The sequence below is a fragment of the Parafrankia sp. FMc2 genome, from assembly GCF_041008525.1.
In the GTDB taxonomy this organism is placed as follows: Bacteria; Actinomycetota; Actinomycetes; order Frankiales; family Frankiaceae; genus Parafrankia.
On sequence record NZ_JBFLUG010000150.1, the window covers coordinates 1 to 16,724 of the forward strand.

Sequence of the window (16,724 nt, forward strand, 5' to 3'; positions counted from 1 at the left end):
CGCGGCAACCCGGGATCATGCAGAGTGCCCGGGCGGACAGGACATCCGGTCCGTCGCCGGCTGCGTGTGTTCGCCGCCCCCGAGGGGCGGCTTCCCCCAGGCCGTCATATCTGCCGGGGGCCGAGCCTGGTCAAGAGTCGCTCCTACACCACGGGCTGACCGGGGCATCCGCCCCTCGCCGGGTGCCTCTCGGCCGTTGCGGGCGTCATTCTGATCTCCGCTGGTGGGGTGGCTCGGCGTGTGGGGTGGCTGGTCGAGGTTCACCCGTCCTACCGGTGATCAGTGCTGTTGGCAGGTGATGTGGTCTCGTTCGTCGTCGATGGCTTTCGCCTCCGCGCGCCGTCCCATGGCGTGGCCGTCGAGGTGATCCCTGGGCTGGTCAGCGGCAAGCCGGCGGTGGATCGTGACGATGTCCTCGCGCGCGATCAGGGCCCGCTCCCGCCGCCCTGGATCCCCAGGGCGGCGACGGACCGGATGTCCTGCCCACCCGGGCATACTGATGATCCCTGTCGTGCCGAGTGGGTCCTCGCGGGGGTTCGGAGGCCTCGGCCCCAGCGGGAATGGCGATTCATCTCGGTCCGTGTCCCCGGGGCATATGGATCCCATCGTCAGAGCGTCGGCTCTGCCGCACCGTCCTCGTCTGGTCCGACCGGATCGCGGAGAAAAAGAGGAAGAAGCGTGCCGCGGAGGGCGAGACCGGCGCGACGGATCCGGTCGTGTGTCGCCGCGAGCTCCTCCAGCGCGCTCACCGACGCGCCAATCCGCCGCTGCTCACGGTTATCCGGGAGAAGGAGCGGGAGAGAACGCACTGTCGCCGCCCTCAGGTTCTTCACCACCGAGCCGGAGGATTGGCCGAGCATCCAGTCGCGCGTCTGTGGAGGTTCAGATAGTAGAGGAGATAACGGGAGTCGACCGAGTCGCCCGGACGCAGACATAGGCAGGACGTGCCGATCAGCCAGCCGTCCTGCTCCTCGGTGACGAGAGCCTGCCGGCCAAGCTGGCCGGTGCGCACGCACACGATGTCATCTGACTTCAGTCGATACTGAGACAGATTTACCGCAACAGTCGGCGCGACAAAGCTGGCGTAGCCGGCCGAGATCCGGTTGTCCACCAGACAACCCGGTGTGACGACTGGCACGCCGGCGGGCAGTCGGCGTGCAGTCATGATGGAACCGGAAAAGCCTGCGAGGACATCGCAGACGTCTGCGAGCCGCAGCTGCCGCCATCCGTCCGTAGACGCGTGGCGTGGATCGCCTGCTTCGTCCAGCTGGCGCAGTGCGACGTCGTGGGCCTCGACCACCTCGCCGAGCAGGATCCGCATGCCTTCCAGGTCACCGCGGAGACGCTCGAGCCCGACCTGAGGCTGCCCTGGCCGATGGGCGTAGTCGCGGTCGCGGCCGCGAGGTACCGGCCCACGGTGAGCGCATGCCCTTCCTCGCTGAGGCGGCGCCTGGAAACGACCTTGGACAGCACGGTCCCGGTCGACACCACCGACCGATTTCGGTACGCCTCGACGACAAGATCGATGTCCTGTTCCCCGAGTTCCAGGCGGTTCCGCCCCATCATTGTCCCGGCCTGTTGGGTATCGACAAGGAGAACATCGTCGCGGTTCCGACTCGGGCGCCGCAATATCCAGATCGCCGCCTGCACCGGCGCGTGAGCGAAGAGCCTGCGAGGCAGCTCCGCCACCGCGTCGACAACACCGTCATCGATCATGGCCGCCCTGATGGCAGCTTCGCTGCGATTCGATGACGAGCCGGCGCCTGCAGGCATCAGCACTGCGGCCCGCCCATTTTCGGACAGGGACGCCAACGCGAGCTGTAGCCAGGCGTAGTTCGCGTTGTGGTCGGGCGGCCGGTCATATTTCCATTACCGTTCTCCGTCTCCTTCGTCGCGCCAGTTTCGGAGATTGAACGGCGGGTTGAGCAGGATCACGTCACTAGGCGTGTCAGGCTGCCCCATGCAGGAGAGAGCTCGGTCGGCCACCACTCTGTCCGCGGTAATTCCGTGCAGGAGCAGGTTCATGGCGGCAAGCCATCCCAGGACGGGGGATGCCTCCTGGCCGCTGACGGCGGGCTTCGCGGCACCCGCGCTCTTTGACCCGACGTAGTCTGCGGCGCCCACCAGGAACTCGCCGGCGCGACAGAAGGGGTCGTGGACCCGATCGCCTCCGGCCGGGTCGGTCAGGCGCACCGCCATCCGCACCACAGACCGAGGAGTGAAGGTCACGGCCCAGCCGCCGGAAACGGCCGCGGCGAGCGTGAGTATCTCCTCCGCGACGCGACCCGTCGCTGGTGGGCTGGTGGGAAGACTGCCATCCGGTACAGGCATGATGCGGTTCAGGACCTGGCAGTTGGTCAGATGGTTGATCCGGAGCGGATCGTGATGGGGGATCCGGCCGGGACGTCACGCAGGCGGGCAAGGTCGGCGCGCTGCAGGCGGACGCAGCCGTGGGACACCTGGGCACCGTCCCGGCCGATCGCCGCCTCGCTGCCGAGCGGGCCGTGGATGGCGACGACCGCGTCGCCGGACGAGTCCCAGTCGGTGGTCGTGGTCGAGTGGGCCGAGGTGACCATGACGAAGTCGCCGTAGCCGGGGTCGGATGGCGGGGCGAAGAACGCGACGAAGTACTCGCCGGCCGGGGTGGGATGGTCGTCGACCCCGATGCCGGCTGGCGCGTCGAGCAGCTGTACCTCGCGGTCGTAGAGCCGCAGGCGACGCTCCCTGAGGTCGATCTCGATGCGGTGCGAGCTGGTGACGAGAGCGGCGCCGGTGGAGCGGATCCAGGCCGCCGACTCGTTCGGCCGCTGCGCCAGCCGCACCCGCAGCCAGCCGGGCTGGCTCTCCAGCACCGGCAGCGCGGACGGGGCGCCACGCCAGCGGCCGGACACCGTTCCGCGGCGCGGCCCGCCAGGGGTGTCGAACGCGGCGCTGTCCCCGCGCAGCCGCGCGATCGGGGTCAGCGCTGCGCCGCCGGTCGCACGGCCGGGCCGGCCGGTGGAGGTGGCTGCGCCGCCGCGCGGTGACGCGGGGCCGTCCACCCCGTCCCGGGTCACGGCGAGGACGAGCGCGGCCACGCCGGATCCCAGCGTCACCGCGGCCGCGCCGCCGAGCACGACCGCCCGACGGGTCAGCGCCGGGCCGGACGGCCCCGCGGCGACGGGGGGCTCGGCGGGGCCGGAAGGCCGTGCGGGGCCGGGGCCAGCGTCATGCACGGCTGGTCTGCCGGATTCAGTCGAACTGCACGTTGCGGATGACGCAGCGCAGGTCGTCCCGGCCCTGCGCACCGGCGACCGACCAGTCGGCGGACGAGCCGGGCCGGGCACCCGACACCCTGGCGATCGTGGTGTCGATGACCGCGCTGCCCTCGTCGGTGACGAGGTCGATGACGATCGAGTAGGCCCGCGGTTCCTTGCCCCGGTTGTTCACGGTGCCGTCGAACAGCCACTCGCCGTCGTGGCTGCGGTCACAGTCGCCGGCGATGGCCTCGGTGCGCGCGCCCTTCTCAGAGTCGTAGCCGGGGAGGCCGGCCGGACCTGCCGCCTTCGGGGCGGGTGGTGGGCTCGACGGCGAGTCGTCAGAGGAACAGGCGGCCAGCCCGCCGATCGACAGCAGTGCCGCTGCCGCCACGGCGATGGTGAGTACCGAGGACCGCGGTCGACGGCCCCGCGCCGATGTCCCGCTCATCCAGTGCTCCTTAAGATCCGCTGGTGGCGCACCCGCGCCGGGACGTCCTTCGAAGAAGTCCCGGGACGGGCATTATCAGGCCACAGAGAACACTTAGGGTGACGACTCGCCGAACAGTCGGTCACACCGACCAGTTCGCCACCGATCGGGCTGGTCCCGACCGCGGGCAGAGCTCCCACGCCGCCGACACCGTGTCACCGCGGCCCGGTCCGCCGCCACCGTCGCCGTCGTCATCTACGTCGCGATGCAGGCGGCCGGCCTGGTCCGGTGCTCAGGCGCTCAGGCGTCGGTGCCGGGCGAGGCGGCGGACACCCTCCGCTGCCGGGCGGTCGGCGCAGGGATGCAGGGCCGCCTCGAGGCGGGCGCGGACAGCGGCCTGGTCGAGACGCACGCCGATCGCGACCAGGCCCTCGGAACCGGCCGCCGCGGCGCCGGGCCGCACGGTCGCGGCCGTGACGTGGACCTGCCGCCCGACGATGTTGACCACGTGGCCGCGCAGGCTCCGCCCGGTGTTCACCGTCACGGCGCCCTTGAGCCGGTAGACGTCCGCGGGCGGGTCCTCGATCAGGTCTGCGAGCCGGCCGGGATCGACCGGGCCGGTGGCCGGCACCGTCACGGCGTCGACGCGTGGATGTGGCCCGTGGTCGTGGTCGTCGCGGGCCAGCGCGGCGAGCGGCAGCTCGTCGACCGGGTCGTGCGGGTTGGCGGCGTCGAAGACGAGCTGCGGGTCGACGCGGCCGTGCGCGGTGTCGAGCACGTGCACGTGCGGGTTGCTCTCGCGCACCCGGGCGGTGATCCGCGCGACCGTGGTGGCGCGATCCGCCGCCGGCAGCCGATCGGTCTTGTTGATCACAACGAGCGAGGCGGAGGCGAACCGGGCAGGCGGCAGGCCGCCGGTGTCGACCGTCTCGAAGTAGGTGGCGGCGTCGACCACGTCGACGAGACCACCGGGACGCACCCGGCTCACACCGCTGTAGCCGATGAGTCGGGCCAGCGCAGGCGGGTCGGCCACGCCGCTGGCCTCCACGATCACCGCGTCCAGCCGCAGCCGCGGGTGGGTCAGTTTCTCCAGCGCCGCGTCCAGGCCGTCCGTGTCCGTCAGACAGCACAGGCAGCCACCCGCGATCGAGGCCGGCTCGTCCACCTGGCCGCTGACCAGCAGGGCGTCGACGTTGATCGCCCCGAAATCGTTGATGACCACCCCGAGGCGTGCTCCGGGCGCCTGGAGCAGCCGGTTGAGCACCGTCGTCTTGCCCGCGCCCAGGTACCCGGTAAGCGCGATCACCGGAACCCGCACCGCCATCCCCGCCATCCCCGCCTTCCTCGTCGTCACGGACTGGTGGCCCAGTGGACGGGCCCGCTGGCAGGTCGTTGGTCGAGTTCGCGTTCGCCCGTGCGGTCCGGGTTCATCACCCAGACCGGTCCGGACGCCGCGAAGAAGTCGCCGTGTCCGGCGTCCCGGACGTAGACGAGAGCGCCCTGCGGCGACCAGGTGGGATGCCAGGATCCGGGGCCGGCGACCTGCCGCAGCCCGCTGCCGTCCGGTTTCACCAGGTAGATGCCACCGCTCGACAGGCCGAAGGCGATCATGCTCCCGTCGGGAGACCAGGCCGGTTCGACCGGGCCGGCACCGGGCACCGGCGATCCCGTCAGCTTCCGGACGACACCGCCACCGACCGACAGGGTGTACAGCGCCTGGTCGCCGCCGCGGCGCAGCACGATCGTGTCGGGCTGGGACCAGGACAGGTCGTACGCATCCGTGAGGTCCGCCAGCAGGCGGCGGCCGGAGCCGTCGGCGTTGACCGTGAAGACCCCGCCGGTGTTACGGGTGTAGGCGAGGGTGCGGCCGTCCGGGGAGAACACCGGGCTGTCGGACGAGCCGTCCGGTTCGTCGGTGATCTGCCGGGGGTCGGAGCCGTCCGGCCGGACGCTGATGATCTCGCCGTCGACGCCGGAGTAGGCGACCCGGCCGGCGTCCGGTGACAGTGCCGGGCTGTCGCCCGTGCCGATCTGCCGCTCGGCGCCGCCGGGGTCCACCACGAAGATCGGGCTGTTGTTGATCGGGCCGCCGTCGTACCGTTTGAACACCCGCCAGCCACGTGCCTCTGCCAGCGAACCGTCGCCGACCTGCAGCAGGACGGTGCCGCCCCGCTCGACCCTGGTGCCCGCGGCTGGTTCGGTGCCCAGCACCCGGCCCCGCTGGCCCACGCCGCTCGCCCGGGGAACCCGCTGCACCGTCAGCCCGGCGCGTTCCAGCCTGGTGGCGATCTCGTCGGCGTCCTGTTCCCGGTAGTCGGCGAGGGTGACCGCCTCGGCGGGCCCGCGGCCCGGGTCGGCCGTGGGGCCGCCGGGTCCGGCCGTGACCGGCCCGCCACCCCCGCCGCCGGCGGGCGGGCCGCCTTCACGCCGGCCGAACGGATCCAGCAGCAGCGTCGTGGTGACGGCGGCGGCCAGCAGCGCCAGCGAGCCCAGCGTGACCAGCAGGGCGACGACCGGGCGCCGCGACCACCATGCCGGTGCCGTGGTACTGCCCGCGGCTGCCGGCGTCCAGGTGGTGCCCGTTGCCGACGGCGGGAGTGACGGGGTGAGTGGGGGCGGCGGGAGTGAGGGCGGCGGGACGACGCGGTGGCCGCCTTCGGCCAGGCGCAGCAGGAGAGCCGCCGCGGTGGGACGGGCCGCCGGGTCCTTGCTCATCGCCTGCCGGACGAGCGGGAGCAGTGCCGGGTCGAGGCCGGTGAGGTCAGGCTCCTCGTAGACGACCCGGAACAGGATCACCGGCGTGGCGGCATCTCCGTACGGCATCCGCCCGGTCGCGGCGAAAAGGATCACCCCACCCCAGGCGTAGATGTCGGCGGCGGGCGTCAGCGGACGCCCCAGGGCCTGCTCGGGGCACATGAACGCCGGGGTGCCCAGGATGCCGCCCTCGCGGGTGTGCAGGGACGCCGTCTCCAGCGCCCGGGCGATCCCGAAGTCGATGACCCGGGCCCCGGACGAGGACAGCAGGATGTTGCCCGGTTTGAGGTCCCGGTGGATCAGGTTCGCGCTGTGGACCGCGGTCAGTGCGCTCGCCACCGCCACCGCCAGCCGCTCCAGCTCGGGCGGGGGCAGCGGGCCGCCGCGGCGGACGTGGTCGGCCAGGGTGGGTCCGTCGATGAACTCGGTGACCAGGTAGGGCTCGGCCCCGTCGGTGTCGACGTCGAGCACCTCGGCGGTGCAGAACCGGGCGACCCGTCGCGCCGCCTGCGCCTCGCGCAGGAACCGGGCACGAAACTCCGGATCCCGGGCGAACTCCCGCCGGATGGCCTTCACCGCGACCAGGCGCCCGTCGCCGCCGCGGCCGAGGTAGACCGTGCCCATCCCGCCTGCGCCGAGCCGGCCCACGAGCTCGTACCCGCCGATCCGGGCCGGGTCGGCATCCTCCAGCGGCGCCACCTGTGCGGGGACGTCCGCCATCAACGCTCCCCACCTTGTCCGCCGTGGTCAGAGTCCGCTGCGATCAGCCATTTCCCAGTATGCCGGCCCGGCGCCGGGCTCGGCGGGCCGGATTCTCGCCGGGGGCCGTGACCGGCGCCGGAGCCCGGGCTCCGGCCGGGCCGACGCCGAAGTCGTAGGTCACACCGCTGAGGCGCTCGGACTCGCGCCACAGTCGGCGCTGCTGCTCGGCGTCGCGGGCCCGGGAGCTGGTCCGCGCGGCGGCGGGCAGACCGGTGCTCCCGAACCAGCCGGACGGGCCGTAGTAGTCCCCGCCGCAGGCCGCGGTGTCGGTGGCGGCGCGAAGCGTGGCCAGCGCCCCCATCTGCGGACTCTGGATCAGCCACGACATCACCGGCGCGGCGCGGACGCCGAGGAACACGCGGGCCGGCGGGGTGAGGTTGCGGGTGAGGTCCGTCCGAGCGATGCCGGGGTGGGCCGCCACCGCGAGGGTCGGGGCACCGGCGGCGGCCAGCCGGCGGTGCAGCTCGAAGGTGAACATGAGATTGGCCAGCTTCGACCACGGATAGTGCAGCCGCGGCCGCGACGGGAGCCGGCCACCCGGCCCCGCGGACCGGGGCGCCTCCGGGGAGACCCGCGGAGCCGGCAGGCGGGCCAGCCCCTCCAGGTCGGCCCGGCCGACGAGGTGGACCAGGCTGCTCACCGTGACGATCCGGGACCCCGGGCTGGCCAGCAGCCGGTCCAGCAGGAGACCGGTCAGCGCGAAATGCCCCAGGTGGTTGACGGAGAACGTCGGCTCGATGCCGGCGGCGACAGCGGCAGCGGCGGAGAGATCCCGCGACGGCCTCATCAGTCCGGCGTTGTTGATCAGCAGGTCGAGGCGGGGGTGGGCCGCACGGAGCCGCCCGGACGCGGCCTGCACCGACGCCGGTGAGAGGAGGTCCAGCTCCTCGATCCGAACGTCAGCGTCCGGCGTGTCCTTCCTGATCCGTGCGGCTGCCTGTTCGGCCTTCGTCAGGTCACGGCAGGCCAACACGACCGTCGCGCCGCGCTCGGCGAGGACCGCCGCCGTCTCGTAGCCGAGGCCGGAGTTCCCGCCGGTGATGACGGCGGTGCGCCCCCGCTGGTCCGGCACGTCGGCGAGCCCCCAGCCGGCCTGGGCGCGCATCAGCGCGGCTCGACCAGGACCAGCGGGATCACCCGCTTTGACCTGGCCTGATAGTTCTCGTACCAGCGGGTGTCGGCCACCCGCGGCCACAGCCGCTCCCGCTCCGCCGGCGTGGCGACCCGGGCGTGCATCGGCTGCCACGCACCACCCCGAAGCCGGACGTCGACGTCCGGATGGGCGCAGACGTTGTGGTACCAGTCAGGGTGCCGGTCATCACCGGCGCGCGACGCGACGAGAACGATCGCTTCGCCATCCCGCAACGGCGAGGTGAGCATGATCGTGTGCCGGTTGCCGCTGCGGCGCCCGGTCGTCGTGAGTTCCAGGACGGGCATGCCGCCGGCGCGCCAGCCAAGCCGGCCGCGGGTCGCCTTCGTCAGGAGTCTGTGCGTCGCGTTGAGGGCCTTGAACCCGCGCTCGCTCACCATGCCTGGAGCCTACGGCGCAGGTGGGAGCACCGATTGTCGCCTGGCCGTCGCTGGCACCCGCCTCGGGTGACCCACCGAAGTCACGCCCAGGCGTGACTACTCTCCGGAGTACCGGGAAGACCGTGCGTGCCTGTCACGAGTGTCATCGCGACAACGTCCACCCAACGGTCCGGTCCCGCTCGGGGCCTCGGAGGGGGAAACCCATGAGCTGGTCACGAACGTCCCAGCGCTGTGCCTCACGCGCGTTCGTGCTGACCGCCACACTGACAGCAGCCCTGGCGACGCCAGCGCTGCTCGCCCCGGGCGCGGACGCCGCGCCAGGCGCCACACCCACCCAGACGGCGACTCCGACGGCATCGCCGACCACCAGCCCGACCACCAGCCCGACCGGCAGCCCGACGCAGTCGGGAACCCCCGCGCCCGGTGGGGCCGCCGGCAGCACTCCTGGCGGCGCGGCCGGCAAGTGCCCCACGCTTCCGGACATCCCCGGGCCGCTGCGCAGCTGGGAGGCTGTCGCCGATCTCCCGGAGGCACGCACGCACCTGGCAACGACCACCGCCTGCGACGGCCGCATCTTCGCCCTCGGCGGCGAGACCGGCGGCGCGGGTGGCGGCGCGGGTGGCGGCGCCGGCACGACGCCGACACCGTCGGCCACGCCGTCGGTGAGCCCGACCGCGACCTCCGCCACCGCGACTCCCACGGGCACCTATACCCCGACCGCCACTCCCATGACGCCCACCGGCTCCGCCAGCCCGGACGAAACCCCCGGGGTGCGCCTGACGCCGGCCGCGTACAACAACGGCGGCCTGCCGGGCGGGACGTCCCCCACCAGCACCACCAGCCCCACCAGCACCACCAGCCCCACCGGCTCCCCCAGTCCCACCAGCTCCGCCAGCCCGACCAGCTCCGCGTCGGCGAGCCCGAACGGCGGCGCGGGCGCGCCGGTGAGCACCGTCCAGGTCTTCGACCCGAAGGCCGGCACCTGGTCGGACGCACCGGACCTGCCGACGGCGCGCAGCCATCTGGCCGCCGCGACCGATCCCGACGGCCGGATCTACGCCATCGGTGGCCGTACCGCCGGTAACGGCGGAAACGGTGGCGGCGCGACGGACACCGTCGAGGTCTACACGCCGTCGACCGGCGACTGGACGACCGCTCCGTCACTGCCGAAGCCGATGGCCGACCCCAGCGCCACCCGCGGCACCGACGGGAAGATCTACGTGCTGGACGCCAGCACGCTGGCGATCTACGACCCCGACAGCCGGGACTGGTCGACGGCCGCCGCGCCTCCGTCGGCGAACGCCGCTCCCGTCCTGGCCGGCCTGCCGGACGGGCGGATCCTCGCAGCGGGCGGCATCGAGGGCGGCAACGGCTCCAGCAAGAAGGCCTCGTCCGACGCCTACGCCTTCACTCCGGGTTCCGGTGGGTCGGGCGGCGGCTCCTGGGCGGAGGTCGCCAGCCTGCCGACCGGTGTCGCCGACGCCGCCGGTGCGACCGGCCCTGACGGTCGTGTCTACATCGTCGGCGGTCAGGACGGCGACGGGGACGCCGTCGGCAACACCCAGGTGTTCGCTCCGGACGATGACAGGTGGTCCGCCGGCCCGAGCAGCGCGCTGGCGACCCGGACCGGTCACGGTGCCGCCACCGGTGGCGATGGCCACGTCTACGTGACCGGAGGCTCCTCCGACTCCGGCGCACCGCTGGACACCACCGCGTCGCTGAGCGAGTGACCGACCAGAACGGCCGACCAGAGTGAACATCACATGAAATAAGATCGTCTGTCGGCGTCGTTCCCTGTGGATGTCCACAGGGAACGGCGCCGACACGCATGCCGCCCGCCGCCCCGCCGCCGCCGCCTGATGCTGCTGCCCGGAGGGACGATGTGCTTCGCACCCGAGGTGGATGTCGTGGCGGCCGTCGCGATCGGCGCGGTGGGAGTCGACGCGCTGCGCCACGCCCGCGACCGCGCCTCCCTGCCGCTCGCGGCGCTCCCGGTCCTGTTCGCGGCGCACTCGCTGACCGAGGCGTTCGTCTGGTGGGGGGTGCGCGGGGACTTCGTTGATCGGGGGGCCAGCGCGGCGGCCGAGTCCGCCGCCACCGCGGTCTACCTGGCCTTCGCCCTCGTGATCCTCCCGGTGTACGTACCGGTGGTGATGCTGGCGCTGGAGCGCTCCCCGGCCCGGCGGCGGGCCGGAGCGGCGATGCTGGCCGCGGGCGTGGTGTGCGCCGTCTGGCTGGCGGCCACGCTGGTGACCGGGCCGGTGCGGGCCCGCGCCGACGGGCATCACATCGCCTACACGGTGGACCTGGAGGCGGGCACCGTGCCGATCGCGCTGTACCTGGTGAGCACCTGCGGGGTGCTCCTGCTCTCCAGCCAGCCGTTCCTGCTCCGGTTCGGCGCGGTGAACCTCGTCGCGGTCGCCGCCCTGGCCTGGGTGTCGACCGCCGCCGTGATCTCGCTGTGGTGCCTGTGGGCCGCGGCGGCCAGCGTGTCGGTCGCCTGGCACCTGCGTGCCCGGGCCGGCGCTCCCGCGCGTCCCAACCTCGCAGACGGGTGACATCCTGGACAAAGATGACGACAGAGCACGGTACCGACCCGTACGCGTCGGCCTCCCACACACCGGGCACCGTCCGCGTCGACTTCGTCTACCTGACGGGCACCGGGCGGCCGATCGCGGCCGAGGCGGTGCTGGTCGGCAGCTGGGACCAGGCCGGCCGCCCCGCCGTCGACTGGTCGTCCACCCCGATGGAGCGCTTCACCGCCCAGGACGGCTGCGCCGCCTTCCGTGCCTCCGTCACCCTCGACGCCGCCACCGCGTGGACGGCCGACTGGGGTGTGTCGCTGCACCGTCCCGACGGCTCGCGGGTGTGGGGCATCCCCGCCGAGGTCGCGGACCCGCAGGCTACCGCCCAGGTCCGCCAGATCATGATCGCGCCGGACGGCGGGCCGGTGGCGCGGGCCGAGTTCCGGCTGGCGAGCCACCGGCACAACGGGGCGCGCCGCGTCGTCCAGGGGCCCGGTGCCGAGGAACGGATCCGCTTCCGGATGTGGGCGCCGCATGCCCGCTCCGTGGAGGTGGCCTTCGCCGGGCCGGGCGGCTACATCGCCGACGACGGCCACGGCGAGGACGAGCTCCTCACCCGGCTGCCGATGCGCCGGCTGCCGGACGGCTGGTGGGAGGCCGCCGCGCCCGGCTTCGCCGACTGGGTCGGACGCTGCTACGCCTACCGGGTCGTGCGTGACGACGGGTCGGTGGCCTGGCGGTCCGACATGTACTCGCTGCGCCAGCGCGGCACCGGCGATGTCGACCCGTGCGGTGCCCGCTACGGCGGGCTGGCAGCGGACCTCGACGGGGCCGTGAGCTGCTCGGTCGTCGTCGACACCCGCGAGGACGCGCGGTTCTGGGCGGACGAGTTCGACCCGGCCCGGCCTGTCCCGGACCGGGTGGAGGACCTGGTCATCTACGAGCTGCACGTGGGCGCACTCGGCTTCGGGCACACCGGCGCCGGCACCTTCGCCGACGCGCTGGCATTCCTGGACCACCTCACCGAGCTGGGCGTCAACGCCGTCGAACTGCTCCCGATGGCGGAGTTCAGCGGGACGCGGTCCTGGGGCTACGGCAGCTCGCACCTGCTGGCCGTCAAGCAGAGCGCCGGGGGGCGCGAGGCCCTGCGCGGCTTCGTCCGGGCCTGCCACCAGCGCGGCATCGCCGTCCTGATGGACGTCGTCTACAACCACTACAGCCCGAACGCGCAGCGCAGCGCCTGGCAGGTCGACAGCGTGGCGCCGAGCCGCAACATCTACTACTGGTACGAGGGCACCGAAGCCGACCATCCGCACCCGGACGGTGGCTATCTGGACAACATCTCCTCGGGCTGGGCGCCGCGCTACCACGACGAGAACGTCCGGGCGCTGTTCATCGCGAGCGCGGCGGCACTGCTCGACGACTTCCACATCGACGGGCTGCGGGTGGACCAGACCACCTCGATCCACGCCTACAACAGCCTGCATGCGGACGGCACCGCCGTTCCCGCGGCGAACATCGCCGGCCGCAAGTTCCTGCGCGAGCTGTGCCAGACGCTGCGCATCATCGACCCGCGGGTGATGCTGGTCGCCGAGGACCACTCCGGCTGGGCGGAGGTGACCAGGCCCGCCGAGGCCGGCGGGCTCGGCTTCGACGCCCGCTGGTACGCCGGCTTCTACCATCACCTGATCGGCGACGGCAGGAACGGGCACGGCCACGCCCGGCTGTTGCACACCGCCGGCCGCGGCCAGGGTGGCCCGCTGGCGATGGGCCAGTTCGCCACCGCACTCACCGCGGCGGCAGACCACACAGTGGTCTACACGGAGAGCCACGACGAGGCAGGGAACGCCGAGCAGTCGGCCCGCAACATCCTCGTCGCCGTCGACCACGCTCCCCTGCACGGCGAGACCGCTTGGTACGCGTACGCCCGCCTGCGCTGCGTCGCCGCGCTGGCCCTGCTCTCCCCCGGAACCCCGATGTTCCTGATGGGCGACGAGCTGGGCGCGGCCAAGCCCTACCTGCATGACCGGTTCGCCGAGGCCAAGGAGGATCTCGCCGGGCTGCGGGCCGGCCCCGGTGCCGGGCTGTTCGCCTGCTACCAGGCCCTGGTCACGCTGCGGCTCGGCCAACCGGCGCTGCGCTCCCGGGACGTGGAGATCGTCGGCACCGACGACGCGGCCCGGGTCCTGGCGTTCCGGCGCTGGGCCGGGAACGAGGAGTTCCTGGTGGTGGCGAGCCTGCGGGACGAGCCGGCCCCGGGGTTCACCCTGTCCCATCCGGCACTGTCCGGCCCGCGCTGGCGCCCGGTGCTGACCACCGACGCCGCGCCGTTCGGGGGGCGGGCCGCCGGCACGGGCGGGCGGGCGCTGTCACCCCGCGGGGACACCGTCCGGCTCGACCTGCCCACCCTCGCCGTCCAGGTGTTCCACCGGCGCGAGCGGCGCGGCCTTCTCGGCTGGTTCGGCCCGCGCGGCCGGGGCGGCCGGGGCGGCCGGGGCGGCTCCCGCCGATGAGGGCCCCCGCGCGGGCCGGCCGGGGGAAGCTGGGCAGATGGAACGCTTCGTCTTCTGCTCCCGCGGCTGCCAGCACTGGGGCGCGCTCGGCGCGGCGGGTGTGCTGCTGCGCGCGGCCGCCGCGGACGCCGCGGACGAGCCGCAGTACCTGCTCGTCCTGCGCCATCCACGGTCGCACCAGGGCGGCACCTGGGCACTTCCCGGCGGCGCACTCCTGCCCGGCGAGTCAGCGCTCGACGGCGCGCTGCGGGAGGCGGAGGAGGAGCTCGGGCCGCTGCCGCCGCACGTCCCCCGCGGGCTCGCGCCCGCCCACGAGTACGTCGACGACCACGGGGCCTGGGCCTACACCACGGTCGTGCTGCACGTGGAGACCGTGTTCGAGCCCGCGGCGGCCAACTGGGAGACCGCCGACTGGGCCTGGGTGTCAGCCAGCCAGGCCCTCGCGCTGCCGCTGCTGCCGGCACTCCGCGCGGCCTGGCCGGCCCTCACCATCGCCCGCTGACGCTGGCCGCGCCGGGACTCAGCCCGCCGCACGCAGCGGTTGCCCGCAGATCGGGCCGGTACCAACCGGCTCGAAGGCGTCACCGCCGGGTGAGATGCGGACGAAGTCGGTGCACGGGTCCATCGCCCGCTCGGGTGCCGAGAAGTCGATCTTCTGGTTGAGCAGACCGGCACCGTCGTAGGAGGTGATCCCACGCATGCCCTGGATGAACGACGCCCGCGTCGGGCACCCGTCCTGCGTCTCCAGACCGCGTACGAACATGTCCGCGGCGATGTAGCCGTAGATCGAGCTGAGCTGGGTGGCCGGCTGCATCTCCGGCGCGTAGGTGTTCATGGCCGACAGGTAGCTGGTCTGGGCGGGCAGCTTCCGCTCGATGGCGGTGAAGCCCACCGGAGCGTAGGTGCCGGCCAGCGCGCGGGCGGTCTCGGTGTTGAGCAGGCTCGCGTTGTAGGCCATGGGCGAGACCGCCACGGTGAACGGGCGCCCCGCCTCCGACGCCTTGGCCAGCGCGCCCGTGTAGATGTCGAAGGGGGTGAGCGAGATGATCGAGTCCGCTCCGCTGCGGACGATCCGGTCCACCAGCTGAGGGCTGTAGGTCGTGGCGTTGGTGTCCATGTACGCCACCTGGACGCCGGCCGCCTCCAGACTCCTGCGTGCCGCCTCGGCGTACAGCCGGGCCGACGTCGTGATCGACGTGGCGACGACCGCCGCGCTGGTACCGCCCTGAGCACTGACGAAGGTGCCCAGTGTCGTCGTCGCGTCGGAGTCGTCCAGCAGGTAGGCGAGCGGGAACATGTTGCTGTTGTCGGCCCAGATCGGCTCGTCCGCGACCCCCAGGACGGGAACGCCCTCCTCGTGGAGCAGCCCGGCGGACTCCTGGGAGTACGCCGTGTACTCCAGGACGGCGAACACGTTGTCGCGGAGCAGGTCACGGGCGGCCTGCACGTTACCGGCCGGGGTGAACTTGTCGTCGCGCCAGACCGTCGTGATCTGCCGGCCGTCGACGCCACCCGCGGCGTTCGCCGCCTTCAGGCGGGCCTCGACACCGAACCGGTAGCCGGTGAACTCCGGCGAGAGCAGGCCGGTGTCCGGGTACAGGATCCCGACCGTGACCTGGTCGTCCGTGACCCCCGGCGAGCAGGTGTCCGCCGTCGCCTCGACGCTGGTGGACCCCCCGGAGCCGCAGGCGGTGGCCATGACGGTCGTCATCACGGCCGTCACCACCGCCGCGCCAGCCGACTGCCGCCGACCGAACCTCTTCCCCAACACCAGCACAGATCCACCTTCCAGATTCCGCATCGTCCAGGAAAACGGACAGCGTTGCCCTCACCCGCGCGCCAGCCCGCACCAGATACGGGTGACAGAGCAGGAAGGTGCGCGTCCGGGCAGGCCCCGAGGCCTTGTCGACCGGGGCCGCCAACAGCTGGCAGAACGAACATACCGACCTCCTGACTGCCCCCGATCGGACGGCCTCACCTAGCCGACCGGCAGGCCGGCCGGACCGCGACACCCACCCGGGCGACCCCCTCGACCCCACCCAGAACTCACTAAAAGATCACAAGAAACACCATTGCTCGCAAACCTCATCGCCGCGTTGGCATCTCAACGCCAACCAGCGGAACTTCCGCAACGGCCGCACCGCCCGGCCAGCACCCGCCGCAGGCCGGGCGTAATGCGACGCGCATCACCCGAAAGCTTCCCGGTGGCAACACGACGGTCACGGTGGCGTACGAAGCAGACACTCCACGGGTTTCCCGCGCCGGACGGGAAGGAGCTTCCTACCAGCAGTGTTGACTCACTGCATGTCGTTGACTGGTGAATACGAACCGAGCCCGAGCGAGTGGGTGCGCAAGCAGGTCGAGGAGTACGAGAGCTCCGGAGGGACCCGTGGGACGGAGCTGCGGGGCGTGCCAGTGATCATCCTGACCACGGTCGGCGCGAAGTCGGGCAAGATCCGCAAGAGCCCGTTGATGCGGGTGGAGCACGACGGCCGCTACGCGGTCGTGGCGTCCCTGGGCGGCGCGCCGACGCACCCGGTCTGGTACCACAACGTCCTCGCCCAGCCGCTCGTCGAGCTGCAGGACGGCCCGACCCGGCAGGACATGACCGCGCGTGAGGTGACCGGCGAGGAGAAGGCTCTCTGGTGGGAGCGCGCCGTCGCGACCTGGCCCGACTACGCCGAGTACCAGAAGAAGACCGACCGGGTCATTCCCGTCTTCGTGCTGGAGCCCGCCGGCGGCAGCTGACATCCGGCGGGGACGGTCAGCCCGGCGCCCGACTCGCCGCGAGCGTGCCGGCGACCGCCGCGGCGACCAGGCGCGCCAGCCGCGGCGAGGCCCCGCGGCGAAGGCGGACCTGCATCGGCTCCGGGGCGACCGCCGGCAGGTCCGCCCGCCGCTCCAGGCCCTGCGGCGGCGGGCCGACGTCCGCGAGCAGGGCCACCCCCACCCCGGCCCGGGCCGCGTGCAGCAC

15 protein-coding genes and 2 pseudogenes are annotated in these 16,724 nt (G+C 72.9%); 5 read left to right on the forward strand and 12 right to left on the reverse strand.

Features of this window, described 5'->3' with window-relative positions; genetic code table 11:
* Nucleotides 1-279: 279 nt before the first annotated feature.
* The 10 genes and pseudogenes from AB1460_RS30680 to AB1460_RS30725 form a co-directional block, all read right to left on the reverse strand.
* Complete coding sequence (locus AB1460_RS30680; RefSeq protein WP_368965574.1) at nucleotides 280-495, reverse strand: hypothetical protein; 216 nt, start codon at nucleotides 493-495, stop codon at nucleotides 280-282.
* 113 nt (nucleotides 496-608) lie between these two features.
* The gene (locus AB1460_RS30685; protein ID WP_368965575.1) at nucleotides 609-749 is read right to left on the reverse strand and encodes a hypothetical protein; all 141 of its coding nucleotides are present in this window, start codon (nucleotides 747-749) and stop codon (nucleotides 609-611) included.
* 80 nt (nucleotides 750-829) lie between these two features.
* Nucleotides 830-1,321, reverse strand: a complete 492-nt coding sequence (locus tag AB1460_RS30690) for a restriction endonuclease subunit S (RefSeq protein WP_368965588.1) — start codon at nucleotides 1,319-1,321, stop codon at nucleotides 830-832.
* 128 nt (nucleotides 1,322-1,449) lie between these two features.
* A pseudogene (locus AB1460_RS30695) lies at nucleotides 1,450-2,331 on the reverse strand (HsdM family class I SAM-dependent methyltransferase); the annotation flags it as partial.
* A gap of 26 nt (nucleotides 2,332-2,357) precedes the next feature.
* The gene (locus tag AB1460_RS30700; RefSeq protein ID WP_368965576.1) at nucleotides 2,358-3,215 is read right to left on the reverse strand and encodes a L,D-transpeptidase; all 858 of its coding nucleotides are present in this window, start codon (nucleotides 3,213-3,215) and stop codon (nucleotides 2,358-2,360) included.
* Nucleotides 3,216-3,231: 16 nt separating this feature from the next.
* Nucleotides 3,232-3,687 (reverse strand): hypothetical protein, encoded by a 456-nt coding sequence (locus tag AB1460_RS30705; protein ID WP_368965577.1) that lies wholly within the window; start codon nucleotides 3,685-3,687, stop codon nucleotides 3,232-3,234.
* Nucleotides 3,688-3,958: 271 nt separating this feature from the next.
* On the reverse strand, nucleotides 3,959-4,990 hold the full coding sequence (locus AB1460_RS30710) for a CobW family GTP-binding protein (protein ID WP_368965587.1): 1,032 nt from the start codon (nucleotides 4,988-4,990) through the stop codon (nucleotides 3,959-3,961).
* Nucleotides 4,991-5,016: 26 nt separating this feature from the next.
* Nucleotides 5,017-7,140 carry a protein kinase domain-containing protein gene (locus AB1460_RS30715; protein WP_368965578.1) on the reverse strand — a complete coding sequence of 708 codons (2,124 nt, stop codon included), beginning with the start codon at nucleotides 7,138-7,140 and terminating at the stop codon, nucleotides 5,017-5,019.
* Between the two features lie 43 nt (nucleotides 7,141-7,183).
* Nucleotides 7,184-8,287 carry an SDR family NAD(P)-dependent oxidoreductase gene (locus AB1460_RS30720; RefSeq protein ID WP_368965579.1) on the reverse strand — a complete coding sequence of 368 codons (1,104 nt, stop codon included), beginning with the start codon at nucleotides 8,285-8,287 and terminating at the stop codon, nucleotides 7,184-7,186.
* The gene (locus AB1460_RS30725; protein ID WP_368965580.1) at nucleotides 8,287-8,712 is read right to left on the reverse strand and encodes a nitroreductase/quinone reductase family protein; all 426 of its coding nucleotides are present in this window, start codon (nucleotides 8,710-8,712) and stop codon (nucleotides 8,287-8,289) included. The genes AB1460_RS30720 and AB1460_RS30725 overlap by 1 nt, the downstream gene beginning before the upstream one ends.
* A gap of 203 nt (nucleotides 8,713-8,915) precedes the next feature.
* Between AB1460_RS30725 and AB1460_RS30730 the strand changes: the two genes are divergently transcribed.
* From AB1460_RS30730 to AB1460_RS30745, 4 genes are all read left to right on the forward strand, one after another.
* A complete protein-coding gene (locus AB1460_RS30730; RefSeq protein WP_368965581.1) occupies nucleotides 8,916-10,442 on the forward strand; it encodes a Kelch repeat-containing protein in 1,527 nt (508 codons plus the stop codon).
* 150 nt (nucleotides 10,443-10,592) lie between these two features.
* Nucleotides 10,593-11,270 carry a DUF6629 family protein gene (locus AB1460_RS30735; protein ID WP_368965582.1) on the forward strand — a complete coding sequence of 226 codons (678 nt, stop codon included), beginning with the start codon at nucleotides 10,593-10,595 and terminating at the stop codon, nucleotides 11,268-11,270.
* Nucleotides 11,271-11,284: 14 nt separating this feature from the next.
* Nucleotides 11,285-13,750 (forward strand): alpha-amylase family glycosyl hydrolase, encoded by a 2,466-nt coding sequence (locus AB1460_RS30740; protein ID WP_368965583.1) that lies wholly within the window; start codon nucleotides 11,285-11,287, stop codon nucleotides 13,748-13,750.
* Nucleotides 13,751-13,787: 37 nt separating this feature from the next.
* Complete coding sequence (locus tag AB1460_RS30745; RefSeq protein ID WP_368965584.1) at nucleotides 13,788-14,252, forward strand: NUDIX domain-containing protein; 465 nt, start codon at nucleotides 13,788-13,790, stop codon at nucleotides 14,250-14,252.
* Nucleotides 14,253-14,270: 18 nt separating this feature from the next.
* Here AB1460_RS30745 and AB1460_RS30750 read toward each other — a convergent pair whose 3' ends face one another.
* Nucleotides 14,271-15,527 (reverse strand): ABC transporter substrate-binding protein, encoded by a 1,257-nt coding sequence (locus AB1460_RS30750; protein ID WP_368965585.1) that lies wholly within the window; start codon nucleotides 15,525-15,527, stop codon nucleotides 14,271-14,273.
* 527 nt (nucleotides 15,528-16,054) lie between these two features.
* On the opposite strand from AB1460_RS30750, the gene AB1460_RS30755 reads away from it, so the two are divergent.
* Nucleotides 16,055-16,498, forward strand: a complete 444-nt coding sequence (locus AB1460_RS30755; RefSeq protein WP_368965586.1) for a nitroreductase family deazaflavin-dependent oxidoreductase — start codon at nucleotides 16,055-16,057, stop codon at nucleotides 16,496-16,498.
* A gap of 16 nt (nucleotides 16,499-16,514) precedes the next feature.
* On the opposite strand, the pseudogene AB1460_RS30760 reads toward AB1460_RS30755, so the two are convergent.
* Nucleotides 16,515-16,724: pseudogene (locus tag AB1460_RS30760) on the reverse strand (LysR family transcriptional regulator); the annotation flags it as partial.